13 protein-coding genes and 1 pseudogene are annotated in these 17,007 nt (G+C 64.3%); 6 read left to right on the forward strand and 8 right to left on the reverse strand.

Going from position 1 to position 17,007, the window contains the following annotated elements; all coding sequences use genetic code 11:
* Nucleotides 1-92 precede the first annotated feature (92 nt).
* From A3AS_RS0134910 to A3AS_RS0134930, 5 genes are read right to left on the reverse strand one after another with little or no spacing between them, the layout of a single operon-like run.
* Nucleotides 93-824: an aspartate/glutamate racemase family protein gene (locus A3AS_RS0134910; protein WP_018322114.1), complete on the reverse strand. Its 732-nt coding sequence runs from the start codon at nucleotides 822-824 to the stop codon at nucleotides 93-95.
* Nucleotides 825-861: 37 nt separating this feature from the next.
* Entirely contained in the window at nucleotides 862-1,740 is an 879-nt protein-coding gene (locus A3AS_RS0134915; protein WP_018322115.1) for an ABC transporter permease, read from the reverse strand.
* A gap of 3 nt (nucleotides 1,741-1,743) precedes the next feature.
* Complete coding sequence (locus A3AS_RS0134920; protein WP_018322116.1) at nucleotides 1,744-2,703, reverse strand: ABC transporter permease; 960 nt, start codon at nucleotides 2,701-2,703, stop codon at nucleotides 1,744-1,746.
* Nucleotides 2,703-3,992, reverse strand: coding sequence for a PotD/PotF family extracellular solute-binding protein (locus A3AS_RS0134925; protein ID WP_026202682.1), 1,290 nt, complete (start codon nucleotides 3,990-3,992; stop codon nucleotides 2,703-2,705). The genes A3AS_RS0134920 and A3AS_RS0134925 overlap by 1 nt, the downstream gene beginning before the upstream one ends.
* A gap of 42 nt (nucleotides 3,993-4,034) precedes the next feature.
* Nucleotides 4,035-5,021 (reverse strand): ABC transporter ATP-binding protein, encoded by a 987-nt coding sequence (locus tag A3AS_RS0134930; protein WP_018322118.1) that lies wholly within the window; start codon nucleotides 5,019-5,021, stop codon nucleotides 4,035-4,037.
* Between the two features lie 267 nt (nucleotides 5,022-5,288).
* Between A3AS_RS0134930 and A3AS_RS0134935 the strand changes: the two genes are divergently transcribed.
* The 4 genes from A3AS_RS0134935 to A3AS_RS0134950 all read left to right on the forward strand — a co-directional run bounded on the left by A3AS_RS0134935 (nucleotide 5,289) and on the right by A3AS_RS0134950 (nucleotide 11,796).
* On the forward strand, nucleotides 5,289-5,996 hold the full coding sequence (locus A3AS_RS0134935) for a GntR family transcriptional regulator (protein ID WP_018322119.1): 708 nt from the start codon (nucleotides 5,289-5,291) through the stop codon (nucleotides 5,994-5,996).
* A gap of 408 nt (nucleotides 5,997-6,404) precedes the next feature.
* On the forward strand, nucleotides 6,405-7,952 hold the full coding sequence (locus A3AS_RS0134940; protein ID WP_026202683.1) for an FAD-dependent oxidoreductase: 1,548 nt from the start codon (nucleotides 6,405-6,407) through the stop codon (nucleotides 7,950-7,952).
* Nucleotides 7,953-8,206: 254 nt separating this feature from the next.
* Nucleotides 8,207-9,565, forward strand: coding sequence for an amidohydrolase family protein (locus tag A3AS_RS0134945; protein ID WP_026202684.1), 1,359 nt, complete (start codon nucleotides 8,207-8,209; stop codon nucleotides 9,563-9,565).
* Between the two features lie 473 nt (nucleotides 9,566-10,038).
* Nucleotides 10,039-11,796: a CYTH and CHAD domain-containing protein gene (locus tag A3AS_RS0134950; protein ID WP_018322122.1), complete on the forward strand. Its 1,758-nt coding sequence runs from the start codon at nucleotides 10,039-10,041 to the stop codon at nucleotides 11,794-11,796.
* A 117-nt stretch (nucleotides 11,797-11,913) separates the two neighbouring features.
* Here the strand turns inward: A3AS_RS0134950 and A3AS_RS0134955 are convergent, their stop codons facing one another.
* The 3 genes and pseudogenes from A3AS_RS0134955 to A3AS_RS0134965 all read right to left on the reverse strand — a co-directional run bounded on the left by A3AS_RS0134955 (nucleotide 11,914) and on the right by A3AS_RS0134965 (nucleotide 14,800).
* Complete coding sequence (locus A3AS_RS0134955) at nucleotides 11,914-12,537, reverse strand: transglutaminase-like cysteine peptidase (RefSeq protein ID WP_026202685.1); 624 nt, start codon at nucleotides 12,535-12,537, stop codon at nucleotides 11,914-11,916.
* A gap of 328 nt (nucleotides 12,538-12,865) precedes the next feature.
* Nucleotides 12,866-13,477 (reverse strand): PilZ domain-containing protein, encoded by a 612-nt coding sequence (locus A3AS_RS0134960; protein WP_026202686.1) that lies wholly within the window; start codon nucleotides 13,475-13,477, stop codon nucleotides 12,866-12,868.
* 134 nt (nucleotides 13,478-13,611) lie between these two features.
* Nucleotides 13,612-14,800, reverse strand: a pseudogene (locus A3AS_RS0134965) (MFS transporter).
* Between the two features lie 505 nt (nucleotides 14,801-15,305).
* On the opposite strand from A3AS_RS0134965, the gene A3AS_RS0134970 reads away from it, so the two are divergent.
* Nucleotides 15,306-16,457 carry a zinc-binding dehydrogenase gene (locus A3AS_RS0134970; RefSeq protein ID WP_018322125.1) on the forward strand — a complete coding sequence of 384 codons (1,152 nt, stop codon included), beginning with the start codon at nucleotides 15,306-15,308 and terminating at the stop codon, nucleotides 16,455-16,457.
* On the forward strand, nucleotides 16,436-16,942 hold the full coding sequence (locus A3AS_RS0134975) for a DUF5680 domain-containing protein (RefSeq protein ID WP_018322126.1): 507 nt from the start codon (nucleotides 16,436-16,438) through the stop codon (nucleotides 16,940-16,942). Before A3AS_RS0134970 ends, A3AS_RS0134975 begins: the two co-directional genes overlap by 22 nt.
* Nucleotides 16,943-17,007 lie beyond the last annotated feature (65 nt).

Here is a 17,007-nt window from a genome sequence, read left to right on the forward strand (position 1 = left end):
TATGCGGGCAAAAATATACTCTACTAAAAATAGTATCAATCCAATTGTGATAAGAAAACGAGCGCGTCGGTTAAGTCGGAGCCGAACCGAGCCTACGGTTGAAACGGCGCAAACGGCCCGGAATAGGTCTTCGCGCGCGGTGCCGCGTAGGGGCCGAGCCGGGAGGTCTTCAGGCCCAGCCGCACCAGCGATTCCGCCAGCGTCACCGCTGCAGCGACGCCGTCGATCACGGGCAGGCCGTGGGTAGTGGCAAGCTCAGCGGCGAGATCGGCCATGCCGGCGCAGCCGAGCACGATGGCTTCAGCCCGGTCGTCGCGGATCGCGGCGGTGATCTCGGTTGAGATCTTTGCGAGCGCGTCCGTGTTGCGCTCCTCGAGCGCGAGCACCGGGACCTCGGCGGCCCGCACGCGGGCGCAGCGATCAGCGAGGCCGTATTTTCGCAGATTATGTTCGATCGGCACGATGGAGACACCGAGCGTCGTCACCACGGCAAAGCGCGCGGCGATCAGGCTCGCCATGTGGAAGCCGGCCTCTCCAATGCCGATCACCGGTGCCTTCGCGACGGCGCGGGCGGCGTCCAAGCCGGTGTCGTCGAAGCAGGCGATGATGTGGGCCTCCGCGCCGTCGCGGTCGGCCTCGCGGATGCAGCCGAGCATGCCGGGCACGGCGAAGGCCTCGTCGTAAAATCCCTCGATCGAGACCGGGCCCATCGTCGGCTGCCGCGCGTCGATCACCGTGCCGGGCAGGGCGACGCTGCGCGCTGCAGCGGCGATCTTCGCCGTCATCGTAACAGTGGTGTTGGGATTGACGATGTGCAGTCGCATTTCGATCAGACGAGTCCCTTCTCAGACAAGTCCCTTCTCAGACAAGGCCTTTGCCGGCGTCCGAACCCTTGGCCGCCTGCCGCTTGTTGAGCATGTGGATGGTGCCGAGCGCAAGCGTGATCACCGTGAACGAGACAGCCGAGATCAGGGTGCCAAGCGCATAGATGTCGGGATTCGTCACCGTGGTGGTCAGGCCCTGCAGATCGAGCGGCAACGTATTCACCGCCCCGATCGCCTGGCTGGAGCGGGCGAGCTCGTCCCAGGACAGCGTGAAGCCGAACAGGCCGATGCCAATCACGGAAGGCAGGATGATCGGCAGCACGACATGGCGGAACGTCTGCCACGGCGTCGCCCCGAGATCGCGCGCGGCTTCCTCGAGGCGGGGATCGAAGCGGTTGAAGATCGCGAACATGATCAGAAGGCCGAACGGCAACGTCCAGGTCAGGTGTGCGCCGAGACCCGATGTGAGCAGGCCCATCGAGGTCTCGAAATTCTCGTTCCAATGCGCCTTGATCAGATCGTCGATGATGCGAAACTCAAGTGAGATGCCGAGCGAGGTGATGATCGAAGGCACGATCAGGCTCGCGATCGCCGAATAGAACAGAATGCTCTGCGCCCTGAACTTCCTGCGGAAGGCCATGCCGGCGGCGACCGACAGCACGACGGTGACGATCATCACGATCACGCCGAGCAGCAGCGAGCGGCGGAAGGCCGCGCCGAGATCGACGATGCCGGTGCCCTGGAACAGTTTTGCGATCCAGAAGGTCGACACGCCGTTCATCGGGAAGGTGAGGCCGCCCTGCGGCCCCTGGAACGACAGCACGTAGATCGCGATCATCGGCCCATAGAGAAACAGCACGTAGGCCGCGAAGAAGATCGCGAGCACGTAGAAAGAGCGCGGGCGTCCTTCCTTCATGCTCTAGAGCTCCTTCTTGATGTCGACGATGCGCGACATCATGGTGATGATCAGGAAGGTGATCGCGAGCAGGATCACGGCGTTGGCCGCGGCGGCCGGGAATTGCAGCGCGTTGACCCGCGTCTCGATGATCTTGCCGGCAGCTGCGATCTGCTGGCCGCCCATCACGCCGATGGTGATGAAGTCGCCCATCACGATGGTGATGACGAAGATCGAGCCGATCACGATGCCCGGCTTTGCCAGCGGGATGATGACGTTGACCAGCGTCTGGAAGCCGGTCGCGCCGGCATCATAGGCGGCCTCGATCAGCGACTTGTCGATGCGGATCATCGAGTTGAAGATCGGCACCACCATGAAGAAGGTGAAGAGGTGCACCAGCGCCAGCACCACCGAGAATTCGGAGAACAGCAGCCATTCCAGCGGATGGTTGATCAGGCCCGTTTTGACGAGGCCGGAATTGACGAGGCCGTTGCGCCCGAGCAGCGGGATCCAGGCGATCATACGGATCACGTTGGAGGTCCAGAACGGGATCGTGCAGAGCAGCGACAATCCCATCTGCCAGGTCTTGGACTTGACATGGAAGGCGAGGAAATAGGCGACCCAGAAGCCGATGAACAGCGTGATCGCCCAGACCAGGAAGCAGAGCTTCAGCGTCTTCAGATAAGTCTTGCCGATCGTGCAGAGATCGGGCAGCTGCGCGATGCAGCCTTCGAACGTGTCGGTGTAACCGCGGCCCGAGAAGGCCGGCAGCAACTGGTATTCGTTGTAGTCCCAGAACGAGACGATGACGACGAAGACGAGCGGAATGAGGAAGAAGGCCAGAAACACCAACATCATCGGCCCGGCCTGAAGCCAGGAGATGAAGGAGGGCGACAGGCGCGTCGGCTTTGCCGCGCGCGCTGTGCCCGACCCCGGGATCAAGCCCGGGGACGCCTGTTGCAGGACCTCTTCCGACATGTCCATTACGCCGCGATGAACTCATTCCACTTGCGGACCATGTAGTCGTTCTCGTCCATCACCGCGTTCCAGCAGGCGACGCCGCCCATGCGGTCCTCATAGGAGCCGCCGTCACGCACGGCGCCGGCCTTTTCGAGCAGCGAGCCGTCGGGCGCCTTGATGTCCTTCTCGGCCGGCTTGCCTTCCATCCAATAGGCCCACTCGTAGGGCTCCATATGCGCCTTCGCGGTGGAGAGCACGGCGGAGTAGTAGCCCTGGCGGTTGAGATAGGCGCCGGCATAGCCGGACAGGAACCAGTTCACGAACTCATAAGCCCATTCGAGCTTCGCGCCCGACACGCCCTTGGAGACGCAGAAGCCCGAAGCCCAGGAGCGATAGCCTTCCTTCAGCGGCTGGAAGGTGCAGGCAATGCCCATCGAGCGGACCTTGGTGACTGCCGGCGACCACATCGACTGAATCACGGTTTCCCCTGATGCCATCAGGTTGACGCTCTCGTTGAAGTCTTTCCAGAACGCGCGGAACTGGCCGGCCTTCTTGGCCTCGGTCATCACCTTCATGGTGAGATCGATCTCTTCCTTGGTCATGTTGCCCTTGTCGGCATATTTGTACTTGCCGGTGGCTTCCACGACCATCGCGGCGTCCATGATGCCGATCGAGGGGATGTTGAGGATCGAGGCCTTGCCCTTGAACTCGGGGTTGAGCAGCTCGGACCAGGAGCTGATCGGACGCTTGATCAGGTCGGGGCGGATGCCCAGCGTGTCGGCGTTGTAGACCGTCGGGATCAGCGTGACGAATTCAGTCGCCGAGGTCGCGAACTTCTTGGAGTCCTTGCCTTCGAGATAAAGCACCTTCCAGGGCGCGGTGCCCTGGCCGCCGATCTTCTTGCCGCCGGGCGTTTCGCCCTTGGTGAAGACGGGCGTGATGTTGTCGAACTGTTTGATCTTCCTGGCGTCGAGCGCGAGGATGTTGCCCGATGGCACGATCTTCTTCAGCGAGAAATATTCGGTGTCCAGCACGTCGAAGGAGTTCGGCTGGGTCATCACGCGCTTGGTGACGTCGTCGGTGGTCGCGGTGATGTATTCGATCTTGATGCCGGTGTCCTTCAGGCACTGCTTGGAGATGTCGTCGCCCTCGTTCACGGCGGTGCCGAGATAGCGCAGCACCTTGGTCTCGGCCGACTTCACATAGGGAAAGCCGGTGATGGCGCCGGAGCCGGCGGCAAGGCCGGCCAGACTGGCGGTGCCCTTGAGCAGCGTGCGGCGGCTGACGCCCTTGGTCCTCGTGGTCTCGCTCATGTCAGTCACTCCTCTGTTGCGCATTCCAGTGATCGATCGGCGCTATTGCAGGCGTTGCGCCTTGGCGGGATCCCAGGTGGCCAGCACGCGATCGCCCGGACGGAACGGGTGGACGTCGAAGGTGGCTTCGGGAACGTGGGAGAACAGGGCGGTGCCGTCGTCGAGCGTGAGCGAGACGGCGATGTAGGAGCCCTGGTACTCGGTCTGTATCAGCCGCGCCGGCGCGCCGAACGCACCGTCGGTGAACGGCGCGATGCCTAGCTGATCGGCGCGCACGGCGATCAGCTTGCCGGCGTCGCTGAGCACGTTGTGGCCGCCGATGAAGCGCGCCACGAATTCGGTGCGGGGATGGTGGAAGATGTCGCGGGCCGTGCCCTGCTGCTCGATCCGGCCGTGTTTCATCACCACGATATGGTCGGCGAGCGCCATCGCCTCTTCCTGGCCGTGGGTGACCTGGATGAAGCTGATGCCGAGCTCGCGCTGCAGCCGCTTCAATTCACCGCGCATCTTCACCCGCAGGAACGGATCGAGCGCCGAGAGCGGCTCGTCGAGCAGGAGGATCTGCGGCTCGGTGATCAGCGCGCGGGCGAGCGCAACGCGCTGCTGCTGGCCGCCGGAGAGCTGTGCCGGGAGACGGCCCGCATATTGGCTCATCGCCACCAGCTCGAGCAGTTCGCCGGCGCGCTTGTGGCGCGTCGGCTTGTCGACGCCGCGCATCTTCAGCGCAAAGGCGACATTGTCGATCACGCTGAGATGCGGAAACAGCGCGTAGGACTGGAACATCATCGCGGTGCCGCGCTCGGCCGGCGGCAGGTCGGTGACGTTCTGGCTGCCTAGGATGATGTCGCCCGCGCTGACCGCCTCGTGGCCCGCGATCATCCGCAGGGTCGAGGTCTTGCCGCAGCCGGACGGGCCGAGCAGGCAGCAATAGGTGCCGGCCGGGATCTTCAAATTGACGGTGTCGACCGCCAGCGTCGTGTCGTAGCGCTTGGTGACGGCGACCAGTTCGAGAGCGGCGGGAGTGGCCATGGCGTGTCCGAGGAGGGGCGGTGCTTCCGGGCTCTCTCCGCAAGGTCCGTGCCAACCGCCGCTTGGCCGGCCGAATTCCGAAACTGTGCAGTGGAGTCAGATCGTTAGATCGAATCCTGGGCATCCGGGCTGCCCGCCGCTTGCACAGTCAATTGCACACAAAATGGGCGAAGATTGTATAAAGTTTCGCCTGTGATTGGATACAGGTCGTCGACTAACATTCGAAGCGAACGTCGTCGATCGCCCTCAAGCCCAACTGTCGAACCAATGGCCGCCAAGTCCCGCCCCAAATTCGACGCGCCAGATGCGAGCGATCGCGTCAGCCGCATCCGGGAGGGCGTGACCGCCGCGATCCTCGAGCATCGCCTGCTGCCGGGCACGAAGCTAGGCGAGGACGAGATCGGTGAGATCTACGGCGCGAGCCGCACGCTGGTCCGCACCGCGCTGCAGCAACTTGCGCATGAGGGCATCGTCAACATCGAGAAGAACCGCGGCGCGTTCGTCGCGCGTCCCACGCCCGCCGATGCCCGCGAGGTGTTCGAGGCGCGGCGCCTGATCGAGCCCACCATCGTCGATCACGCCATCGACGCGATGTCGCCGGCCTGGCTCGATCGTCTCCAGCAACATCTTACCGAGGAACGCGAGGCCGAGCTCCGCGGCGACGCGCGCGCCTCGGTTCGGCTTTCCGGTGAGTTTCACAAGCTCGTCGCCGAGATGAGCGATCACAGCATCTATCTCGGCTTCCTCAAGGAGCTGATCGCGCGCTCCTCGCTCATCATCCTGCTGTACCGCCGCCACGACACGCCGGCCTGCGGCACCGATCATCACGCCGGCATCGTCGCCGCCATCCGCAACCGCGACAAGCAGGCCGCGCGCGCGCAGATGCTCTCGCATTTGACCGAGATCGAGGACGAGCTGTTCCTCAAGGACCCCGCCGCCGACGAGCTGCGGCTCGCGGACGTGCTGGGCGTCTGATCGGCACCGATCTTAGGCGCCAGGAATCCGCGCCGGAGCCACGAACCCGCGTCAGTGGTTGAGTGCGCGCTCTGCGGCGAGCTGTCCGTCCGGAGTGATCTCGTAGTCGCCGCCTCGCTTTGTCATCCATCCTGACCTGACCATCTCCCGTGCCAGCTGCACCGAGCAGATCGGATGGTTACCTCCTGGGTAATACAGCCTGTCATTTCGGACCAGCAAGTGTCCGTACAGTTGGGCATGACGTAATGCCCTGCGCATCCCGGGTGATGGATCTTTCATGCCGGTTCAAGCGCGAGCGCGACGAAGGTTCCTAATCAACGCCGTGACTTTCGATGGCTTTGCGCTGCGGAGGGCGGGTAGGAACTCGCGTTCTGCCGCATCGTTTGTTGTTTTCGAAGGAGCAGCATCATGAACGTACGGGACGAGTACACGCGATCGCTCTGGATGGATGTTTCGGTCGCGGATGCCCCCGCGCTGTCGCGCACCGTGGGCGTAGACGTCGTTGTCATCGGCTCCGGAATAGCCGGGCTGTCGGTGGCTTATGAACTGGCCTGCCATGGACCTTCGGTCGCGGTGCTCGACCGCGGCGGCATCGGCAGCGGGATGACGGCGCGCACCACGGCGCATCTGGCGACGGCGCTCGACGATGGCTACGGCAAATTGGTCCGGGTCCGCGGCCCTGATTGTGCGCGGCACTATTATCAGAGCGTCGAAGCCGCAATCGACCGCGCCGACGCCATTCAGCGCGACGAGCACATCGATTGCGATTTTCGGCGTGTCGACGGTTACTGGGTGCAGGCGCCCGAAACGCCCGCATCCGAGCTGGGTGAGGAATTGGATTGCTGTCGCAAGCTCGGGATCCCCGTCGAAGATTGCGCCGAGCCGACCGTGTTCCATTCTGGAGGTGTGGTGCGTTCGTTGCGTTTTTCCCGCCAGGCGCGCCTGCACCCGACCAGATATCTTGCTGGCCTAGCCGGCGCCCTTCAGCGCCGCGGGGCGCAGCTCTATGGCGACACCTGCGTTGAAAGCATCCGGCAAGAGCGTGGCGACATGATCGTGACGACCGCCTCGGGCTACGAGGTCCACGCCGCCGACGTGGTCGTCGCGACGAACTCGCCGGTCAATGTGCAAGTGGCGATCCATACCAAGCAGGCGCCTTACCGCACTTATGCTCTCGCCGCCAAAATCCCGGCCGGCGCGCTGGAGGATGCGCTGTATTGGGACACGCTCGATCCCTATCACTATGTCAGGCTTCAACCGCTCTCCGCGGAGGAGGATCTCGTCATCATCGGCGGCGAAGATCACAAGTCCGGTGAAGCGGACGACGGCGCACAGCGCCTTGCCGCGCTCGAACGCTGGGCGCGCGAGCGATTGCCGGCGCTACGCGAGGTCACTCATCGATGGTCAGGTCAGGTGCTGGAGCCGAGCGATTTCGTCGGCTTCATTGGCCGCAGCCCCGGCGAGGAGCACCTTTTCATCGTCAGCGGTGACTCCGGACAGGGCATCACCAACGGGCTGGTGGCGGGCATGCTGATTGCGGATCTCGTCATGACCGGCGCGAGCCCGTGGGAGGATGTCTACGCCCCGGCCCGCAAGATTCAGAAGAACATCGGCGAATTCATCAGCGAGAACATCACGCCGCTGAAGAATTTCGCGGAGTATCTGACGGCGAGCGAGATCGCCGGCGTCGAACATCTCCGCCCCGGGGAGGGGCGCCTTGTCCGCAGCGGCCTGAAGAAGATCGCGGCGTGCCGGGACCGAAACGGACATTTGCATCTGCATTCGGCAAGCTGCACCCATCTCGGCTGCGTCGTGCACTGGAATGCGCTCGAGCAATGTTGGGATTGCCCGTGTCACGGTTCGCAATTCGCCCCTGATGGCACCGCGCTCAACGGCCCTGCCGTGTCTCCGCTCGGCGATATCGAGAAGCCAGCCAATCTTGAAGCCGCAGAGTGAGGCGAGCAACCTCGCCGACGTGCCGGGCGCGTGAGCGAGGCGCGTTCGGCAGCTGATCTCGCACGCGGCGATATCTCTTTGATTCAAATTGGAGCCGACCGCGGCGACCTCCCGCCAATGCAGATGGCAGGACTGCATATTTGCCGCCGTGGTGGCCAGTTGACGGCGGCCGGACGTCGGCGTCAAATGGCACGCAGAAGTTGCGTGCCTGCCATCACCCCTCGCGTAGCCCTGCACCTCAGCGGAGGCCGGCCATGACGGGTTTGAGGATGCCGGCCAGAGTGTCCGGAATCGCCACGCTGCTTGCGGCCGTTGCAATGATCCTCGGCAGCGCGCCCTCGGCGCCGGCCCAGCAGGACTCCGCCGTCCTGTTTCGCAACGTCCGGATATTCGACGGCAAGAGCGCCGCGCTGTCAGCCGCGTCCAACGTCCTCGTCAGAAATCGCACGATCGAGAAGATCTCGACCGCGGACATCGCGGCCGCCGGTCAGGTGATCGACGGCGGCGGCCGCGTGCTGATGCCGGGACTGATCGACGCGCATTGGCACGCGATGCTGGTGCGCCCGACGCCGATGGCCGCGCTTGCGGGCGATATCGGCTACAACAACCTGCTCGCCGCCAGCGAGGCGACGGCCACGCTGATGCGCGGCTTCACCACCGTGCGCGACATGGGCGGGCCGAGCTTCGGCCTCAAGCAGGCCATCGACGAGGACCTCGTCGCAGGTCCCCGCATTTATCCCTCCGGCGCCATAATCACCGTCACCAGCGGTCACGGCGACTTCCGCCAGCTCTCCGATCTGCCGCGAACGATCGGCGGCATGCTGAGCCGCATGGAGCGGATCGGCGGCAGCATGGTGGCCGACAGTCCCGACGAGGTGCGTGTGCGCGCGCGCGAGCAGCTCATGCAAGGGGCCTCGCAGGTCAAGCTCACCGCAGGCGGCGGCGTTGCATCGCCCTTCAGTCCGCTCGACGTCTCCACCTTCACCGAGCCCGAGCTGCGCGCGGCGGTCGAAGCCGCCGACAATTGGGGCACCTATGTTGCGACGCACGCCTATACGTCGGTCGCGGTCCAGCGCTCGGTCGCGGCTGGCGTCAGATGCATCGAGCACGGTCATCTCATGGACGAGGCGAGCGCCAAGCTGATCGCGGAGAAGGGGATCTGGTTGAGCACGCAACCGTTCCTGGATATCTCCGCTGCAGCCGCGCTCGGACCCGCCGAGCAGGACAAGATGAGGCAGGTGGTCGCTGGAACCGACCGCGTCTATGCGCTCGCGAAGAAGTACGGCATCAAGACCGCGTTCGGCACCGACGTCCTGTTCTCGCAGGCGCTGGCGGATCGACAGGGCGCCATGCTGGCCGCGCTGACGCGCTGGTACACATCGGCCGAAGCGTTGGCCATGGCGACGTCGGCCAATGCCGAATTGCTGAGCTTGTCCGGTCCGCGAAATCCCTATCCGGGCAAGCTCGGTGTGGTCGAGGAGGGCGCGTTCGCCGATCTCCTGCTGGTCGACGGCAATCCGCTCGACGACATCAAGCTCGTCGAAGATCCCGCGAGGAATTTTGTGGTGATCATGAAGGGCGGCAAGGTCTACAAGAACATCCTCGCACGCTGACGAGTGCGCGCGTGGATCACATCCTGCGCGCCTGCCAGAGGATGAGGTGGCGGGATTGGATCGTGGCTAGGGGCGATCCTCCGCAACCGGGCTGATGCGCCGCGGACCGGCCGCGATCTCCGGAACCGCGGCAGGCCGTCCAGGGCTTGTCATAATTCCGGGCCTGTCGTCGGAGGCATGGCTTCTCAGCGTCTCCAGAACCAGGAAGAATTTCTCGGCTAGCATGAGTCAAACTCGCTGATGCGTTCGTTTCGGTTTCGAGAACAGCGAATTTCGCTCGTCAAATCGGTCGCTTGCTGCGCTCCGGGGCAATTTAGTTCGTCATGGCACGCCGAATTGTGACAAGCCTTGCCGGATTTCTGCGTCTGGCACGTCGTGTCGATGATCAGGCAGCGCGACTAACGTGACTATTCCTCGCCGGCCTGACGGGCTATATGCTGTCGCTCTGTCATTAAACTGTCATGTCATCGTAAATGCTGAAATCAGACCCAACACCGGCTCGCAAAACCTCGAGTGCGCCGGACGGAAATCCTGTCTCGAAGGACAACAAGAGGACGCAAGTCGTCGCCGGCTTTCTCAGGCAGATTGAACCGGCCGAGCCCGGCGCGGAACCTGCGATCGTCGAGGGCGCTGTGGGTGATCAGACGCCATCGCAAGATGCCCCGCCTGCTCCGGAACCAACTCGGTCGAGCCTTGTCGCGCACCCCGGTGAGATCGAGCTCAAGCTGGTCGTCGATGCCGATCGCATGGCGCATTTCAACGCCGCGCCGGTCATTGCGGCGAATGCGCGCAACAAGGGCTCCCGAAAACACCTCAAATCCGTCTACTATGATACGCCTGATCGGATGCTTCGGCGCAACGGCCTGAGCCTGCGCGTTCGCCAGAGCGGCGCGCGCTTCGTGCAGACCGTGAAGACCGACACAGCGGATGATCCGCTGCGCCGCGGCGAGTGGGAGGCGAGCGTGGCCTCGCTGGCGCCCGATCTCGCTCTGGCGATGCCGTTCATTCCGGAGAAGCTTCGCAACCATCTCGAAGCGCAGCCACTCGAAGCTATCTTCACCGCCGACGTCCATCGCCACGCGCGGATGATCGACCTGCCGTCCGGCACGGTCGAGATCGCGTTCGACCAGGGCGTGCTCACGGCGAGCGATCGATCGCTGCCGGTGAGCGAGATCGAGCTGGAGCTCAAGAGCGGCAGTGCGAGCACGATCTACGAGGTCGCGTTGCGGCTTGCAGAGCACGGCGCGGTGAAGCCGTCCATCCGCAGCAAGTCGGCGCGTGGCTTCGATCTTGCCGCGGGCGCGCCGCCCTCGGCACGACGCCCGCGAAAACTTCGCCTCGATCCTTCGGTGACGCTCGACGAAGCCTTCGCGACGATCCTGCGCTCGTGCTTTCTCCATCTGCTTCAGTCGCTGCCGGCGGCCGAGGACGGGCGCAATCCGGAAGGCGTGCATCAGCTGCGTGTCTCGCTGCGCCGGATTCGATCGGCGCTCGACCTGATGCGCTCGGTCGGCGCGCTCAGCAATCTCGACGCACTGCGCTCGGAGGCGCGCTGGCTGGCGCAGGACCTGTCCGCCGCACGCGACTGGGACGTGTTCCAGCGCGAGACCTTGCCGACGATCGCGAAGGCTTGCCCTTCAATCGCCGGCTTCGATGCGCTCGGCCGGGCTGCGGCCGAACGCCAGTCCGACGCCTATCGCAAGGCGCATCACGCGCTCGACGATCGCCGCTGCGCCATGTTCCTGATCGGCCTCGGCAACTGGATCGAGACGCGGGGCTGGCGCAACGACGTCGCCGCCGAAGATCTCGGCCGGCTCGCCGAGCCCGCCGTCAACTTCGCGCAGCGCATTCTGTCGGAGCAGTACGCCAAGGTGCTGAAGCGCGGCCGCCGCTTCAAGTCGCTCACGATGGAGGAGCTGCACCGGGTGCGGCTCGCGACCAAACGGCTGCGCTATCTCAGCGAGTTTCTGCTGCCGCTGTTTGCCGATCGCAAGTCCGCGAGGAAGTTTGCCCGCAGGCTCGCCGGTTTGCAGGAGGAGCTCGGCGTCTTCAACGACATGGCGGTCACGGCTTCGCTGCTCGACGGGCTCGGTGCCGAGCCTGATAGCGCCATCGCCGCCGCCGCGATCGCCGGCTGGCAGGCGCGTGCATCGATCGGCGTCAAGCCCGCCTTGCAAGGCACCTGGCGCGATTTCACTGCCGCGCGCGTGCCTTGGTCCTCACAGGGCTGATCGCAGAACCCCAAAAAGTTGCGGCCAGCCATTGGGGGATGGCTGGCCGCGCGCGAACCGGTCTGGGACGGGGAGGGGTGGGGATGTGACCGGGTCGCGTAACTCCTTGTCTCGTTCTTAATCTCTGGCGCTGGCGGTGGAGACCGCCGGCTTGGTATCGCCCAGCGAGACCCAGACGTTGGGATCGCTCTGCGACTGGCGCTTGACGAAGCGGTAGCCGGTTTCCGTCCAGGCAACGACGTTCTCGTTCTGATTGTCGAGAACGAACTCGCCCTTGTCGGTCTTCACCGTCAGCACCGCGTGTCCTTCGCCTTTCTTGTCGCGCACGACGGTGATCAGCAGGGCCTGGCGCGGCCATCCGGCATCGATCAGCATCTTGCGCTTCAACAACACGTAGTCTTCGCAGTCGCCGTAACCGTCGGTCGGCAGCGACCATTTCTCGATCACGCCCCAGTGCTCCTGGTCGGTCAAAGGCTTGACGGTCTCGTTGACCCAGCGATTGACCTTGACGAGGTCGCGCCATGCGGCCTGCGACATCACGATGTCGCGCGGCTGTGCCGGCGTGCCCTGGCACTGAGCGGTATTGTCCGCGCAGAACTCGACCCAGCCGATCGGCGCACGCGTGGTGTCACCGAGGCTCGCGTAGAGCAGACGGCCTTCGCCGGCCTGCGCTGCCGCGCTGATCCCGAAGAGCATGGCAACCAGCGCCAGCCCTTTCCCCTGTCCCTTGAAGTCAAACATTGCGGCCCCCGTTTCTTGTTGGGACCACATTTCGCACGGAGCTTTTGAGTTGCCGCTAAGTCAGTCAAGTCAAGTCGAGACGAATACAAGTAAAAGGCGCGGCGAATTCGATCTATACTTGAATCGAATTCTCGTAAAATTTGAAACAACTGCAATTGATTCAAATTTTATCGATTAACGCGGAAACGCTGGCGGAACCGCCATTTCAACCAAACGGGCCGCGCGTTAACCGGCGCGAGGCCCATGATCACGCGCGAAAAAGGCGGCGTCCGCATCGCGGAGGCCGCCTTCGGGGCTGGAAATACAGGGGTTTTGACGTCCTAGCGCTTTACCGCGCGGTAACGCTCTCTTCGAGTGTCTCGATCGGCTGCGCGTGGACGAACTCCAGCGCGAACCCGTCTTCGAGGTTTCGGACCACGCGGCCCTGGACCCGGCCGAGCATGACCGTCGATTTCAGCGGCGGCCGGTTCTCCGCTGCAATGGCCGCGCCGGACAAGGAGAGGTCGATGATGCGGCAGGTCATCTTGGTGCCGTCCTCGAGCGTCAGCACCGCGATTGGGTTGCGCGGCACGATACGGTCGTGGCGGCGGTCCTCCGGCAGATTGAGGATGTCGCGGTTGGCGAGCCAGGTCAGCTGCGCGGCGAGCTTGTCGCGCTTCCGGGGCGTCGCCCCGATCGTCATGGCAAAGCCATTGTCGATGATGCGGGTGATCTTGCCCTCGACACGGCCGATATGGTCGAGATAGGCGACGACGCGGTCGCCGACATTGCCGATGCCGGGGGCGAGCAGCGCGAGGCCGCCCGGCGACATGTTGATCACCTGGCAGGGGAATTCGCGGCGGTCCGGCAGCATGTAGCGGCCGAGCAGGTGCACCTTCACCCGCTGGAAACGCCGACGCTCTTCGGCGGCAGGAAGAAATTTTTTGTTCGCCAACGCCATTTTCAACACCCGACCCCCCGCCCGGGCGGAGTCCGGGACGACCCTAAGGTGCATAGGGTTAATGCCGCGTTAGGATTGGGTGCGGCGGAAACGGACAGACACGATGCGTTCGAAAAGCCACACCCGGAGGGTGCTCAAGCCGGCCTCATCGCCCGCCGCTGCAACAAGACCAGCAGCGCCAGCAGCACCGCGGCGGACAGCCCGAGCGACCAGTGAATGCCGATCGCCGCGCCAAACAGCCCGACCGTGATGCCGCTGAACGCCCGCATCCCGAGCCCCGCCATATTATAAAGACCGACGACGCGGCCGCGAATGTCGTGCGGGGCATTCACCTGCACCAGGGCCTGCGCCATGGTGTTGAACGACAGCTCGAAGAAGCCGGCGCAGAACAGCAGCACGATCGCAACCGGATAGATCCGCACCGTGGCGAAACCGAGCAGCGCCGCGCTCCAGAGCATGGCCAGCGTGATCGCGGTGCGCGGCGTGCCTTTCACGTCCCCAGGACTCCAGCGCGATAGCGGCGAGCACTGCGCCGGCCGCATCCGCCGCGAGCAGCACGCTATAGGAGACGCCGGGATCGCCATGGCCGAGGTCGCCGGCAAAGCCCGGCATCTGGGCGTGATAGGCGTTGCCGATCATGAAGGAGGTGAGGCCGGCGAGCCAGGTCATCGCCGTCAGGGTCGGCTGGGTGCCGATGGCGCGGATGGTCAGCACGATGTCGGCAAGGCCGCGCACCGCAAAGCGCCGCACCGCCACGCTGCTGTCGCGCGCCGGCGCCCAGAACAGCCAGAGCAGCATCGGCAGATAGAACAGCGTGTTGAAGATGATGCCGTGCGAGGTGCCCAGCGTCAGCATGATGATTCCGCCCACGGCAGGCCCGACCAGAATGCCGAGATAGCGCGCCATCGCGTTCAGCCGCACCGCGCTCGGCAGGTCGGCGGGGCCGACGAGGTCGTAGAGCAAGAGCTGGTTCGGCGTCTGCCAGAGCACGCCGGCGCAGCCATGGATCACCAGCAGCAGCATTGCGTGCCACATCTGGATCGTATCGGTGATGAAGAAGAAGCCCCATCCGCTCGATGCCACGATGAACAGCAGCATGCCGCACTGGATGATGCGGCGCGGATCGAACCGGTCGGCAAGCCCGCCGACGGCGACCGAGAACAGCAGGAACGGCAGCCAGTGCGACAGCACCGCAAAACCCGCCAGCGCCGGCGAATGGAATTTCTGGAACACCACCCAATAGCTGATCACATGCTCGATGTTGTCGGCCATCATCGCCAGCACGTAAGAGCCGAACTGGAGCCGGTACGGCACCGACTTCATCGCCGCGAACGAGCCGGACGCAGCCACGGGATTTTGGGGAAGGGGGTTCAAGGGGGCACCTGGGTGGGACTATCGGCGCCTTACACGGTCGAGGGTGAGGGCTCAAGACAATTGGGTGTGTGGGCATCTGCCATGCACTGCCACCACGAACTCCGCCGTCATCCTGAGGAGCTCACCTTGCGATGCGTCCGCATCGCAAGGTGAGCCTCGAAGGATGGACCGCAACCCGTAGCCCATCCTTCGAGGCTTCCCGTGCGACGCTACGCGCCGCACGTTTCGCACCTCCAGCGACAACCGCTTCGCGGTTGCGCGGGGATGACGGTAGAGTGTGTGGCAGCTGCCGTAGCCCGTATGAGCGCAGCGATATCCGGGGCCGCTGATTCCGCATGTCGCTTCGCTCATGCGGGCTACGAATTCCTGCATCTTGGCACGCGCGTACATCTCACATAGCTTTGCCTCAGCCCGCACCCATCAATCATAACAGACGGGCATCGAGGAAACAGCCATGCAATCCATTCGCGTCTGCACCCATGCAGGGCCGGGCTCAGAGCCAGTCATCCGCACCGTGCCGTGGCCGAAGGTCGGCCGCAAGGCCGCGCTGATCAAAGTGGGCGCCTGCGGGGTCTGCGGCACCGATCTGCATATCCTCAAGGGACATTGGCCGAAGCCGCTGCCGTGGCCGTTCACGCTCGGGCACGAGCTTGGCGGAATCATCGTCGAGTGCGGCGAGGAGTTTACCGAGGACTTCATGAGCAAGCCGCTCAAGGTCGGATCAAAGGTGATGATCCCGCCGCTGATGCCCTGCGGCCGTTGCTATTACTGCATCCATTATCCGCAGACCGCGAACAAATGCCTGACGCCGGTCTATTACGGTCGCTATCTCGGCTTCGACAAGGCGCCGCACATGTGGGGCGGCTGGGCCGAATACGTCTATGTCGATCTCGAGATGCTGCCGGGCACCAAGATCTACAAACTGCCCGACGACATGTCGTTGCGTCTCGGCGCGCTGTCCGAGCCGCTGACCTCCTGCATCCGCGCCTTCAACCGCGCCAGCCGCGCCGGTGGTTTTTCCTGGGGCGACACCGTGGTGATCCAGGGATCGGGGCCGATCGGCATTCTCGCGGTCGCGGCCGCAAAGGAGATGGGGGCAGGGCGCGTCATCTGCGTCGGCGCGCCGGAGGAGCCGCGGCTCAAGCTGGCCCGCGAGTTCGGCGCGGAGGCGACCGTCAACATCGAGGAGATCAGATCGCCGCAGGAGCGCATCGCCCGTGTGCGCGAGATCGTCGGCGGCTTCGGCGCCGATCTGGTGATGGACTGCTCGGGACACCCCAGCGCCGGCCCCGAAGGCATCGAGATGCTGCGTGACGGCGGCACCTATGTCGAGATGGGCCAGTTCACCGATGCCGGCTCGATCGAGACCTCCTGGCACCGCATCTGCACCAAGGACCTCAACGTGCTGGGATCCTGGGGCTTCACGGGCAACGATCTCCCGCTCGGCGTCGACATGCTCTACCGCACCGCGGGCAAATATCCCTGGCTGAAGATGCAGACGATCTATCCTTTCACGGAGGAGGGTGTCGCGCAGGCGGTGAAGGACGCCATGGCGATGAAGACGGTGAAGTCGACCATCGTGCCGTGGCCGGAGCTGGTGGAATAGAAGAGCCACCGATCCCGCACGATCTCGCGGCGTTCCTGGTCGAGGCCAAGCGGCGCACCTATGCCGGCCTCGACGACGACGCGACGGTGGCCGCGCCGCTGCTCGCCGGCTCCAAGCAGCTCGAGCATCGCGCGCCGCCTTATGCCTATCGCGATATCTATTTCGGCATGGGATTCTTCGTCGGGCAGGAGACGGTGTCGAAGGACGACCGCGTCATCTGGTCGATGAGCTACGGTGGTGGCGCCGGTGCGGAGATCAGGGATCGGGAGACTCTCCTCGCGATCTACAAATTCCTGCGTTACGCGCTGCTGGCTGTGAGCGTCGAGCAGCCATACCGCGGACCGCGCCGGTTCGAGCAGGCGGGGATGGTCTACCGCAACGAGGTCGAAGGCGCGCTCGATCGTTTCCACGGCGTCGAGACGATTGCGCGGCAGGATGGCATGCAGCTCTACGAGCTGCGCTATGGTGGCGGGCTGCTGCGATAGCCCTGCGAGCCTGTAGCCCGGATGGAGCGAAGCCCAATCCCGGGACACCGGCCCCGCAATCCGCT

The organism is Bradyrhizobium sp. WSM2793 (assembly GCF_000379585.1).
Taxonomy (GTDB): Bacteria; Pseudomonadota; Alphaproteobacteria; order Rhizobiales; family Xanthobacteraceae; genus Bradyrhizobium.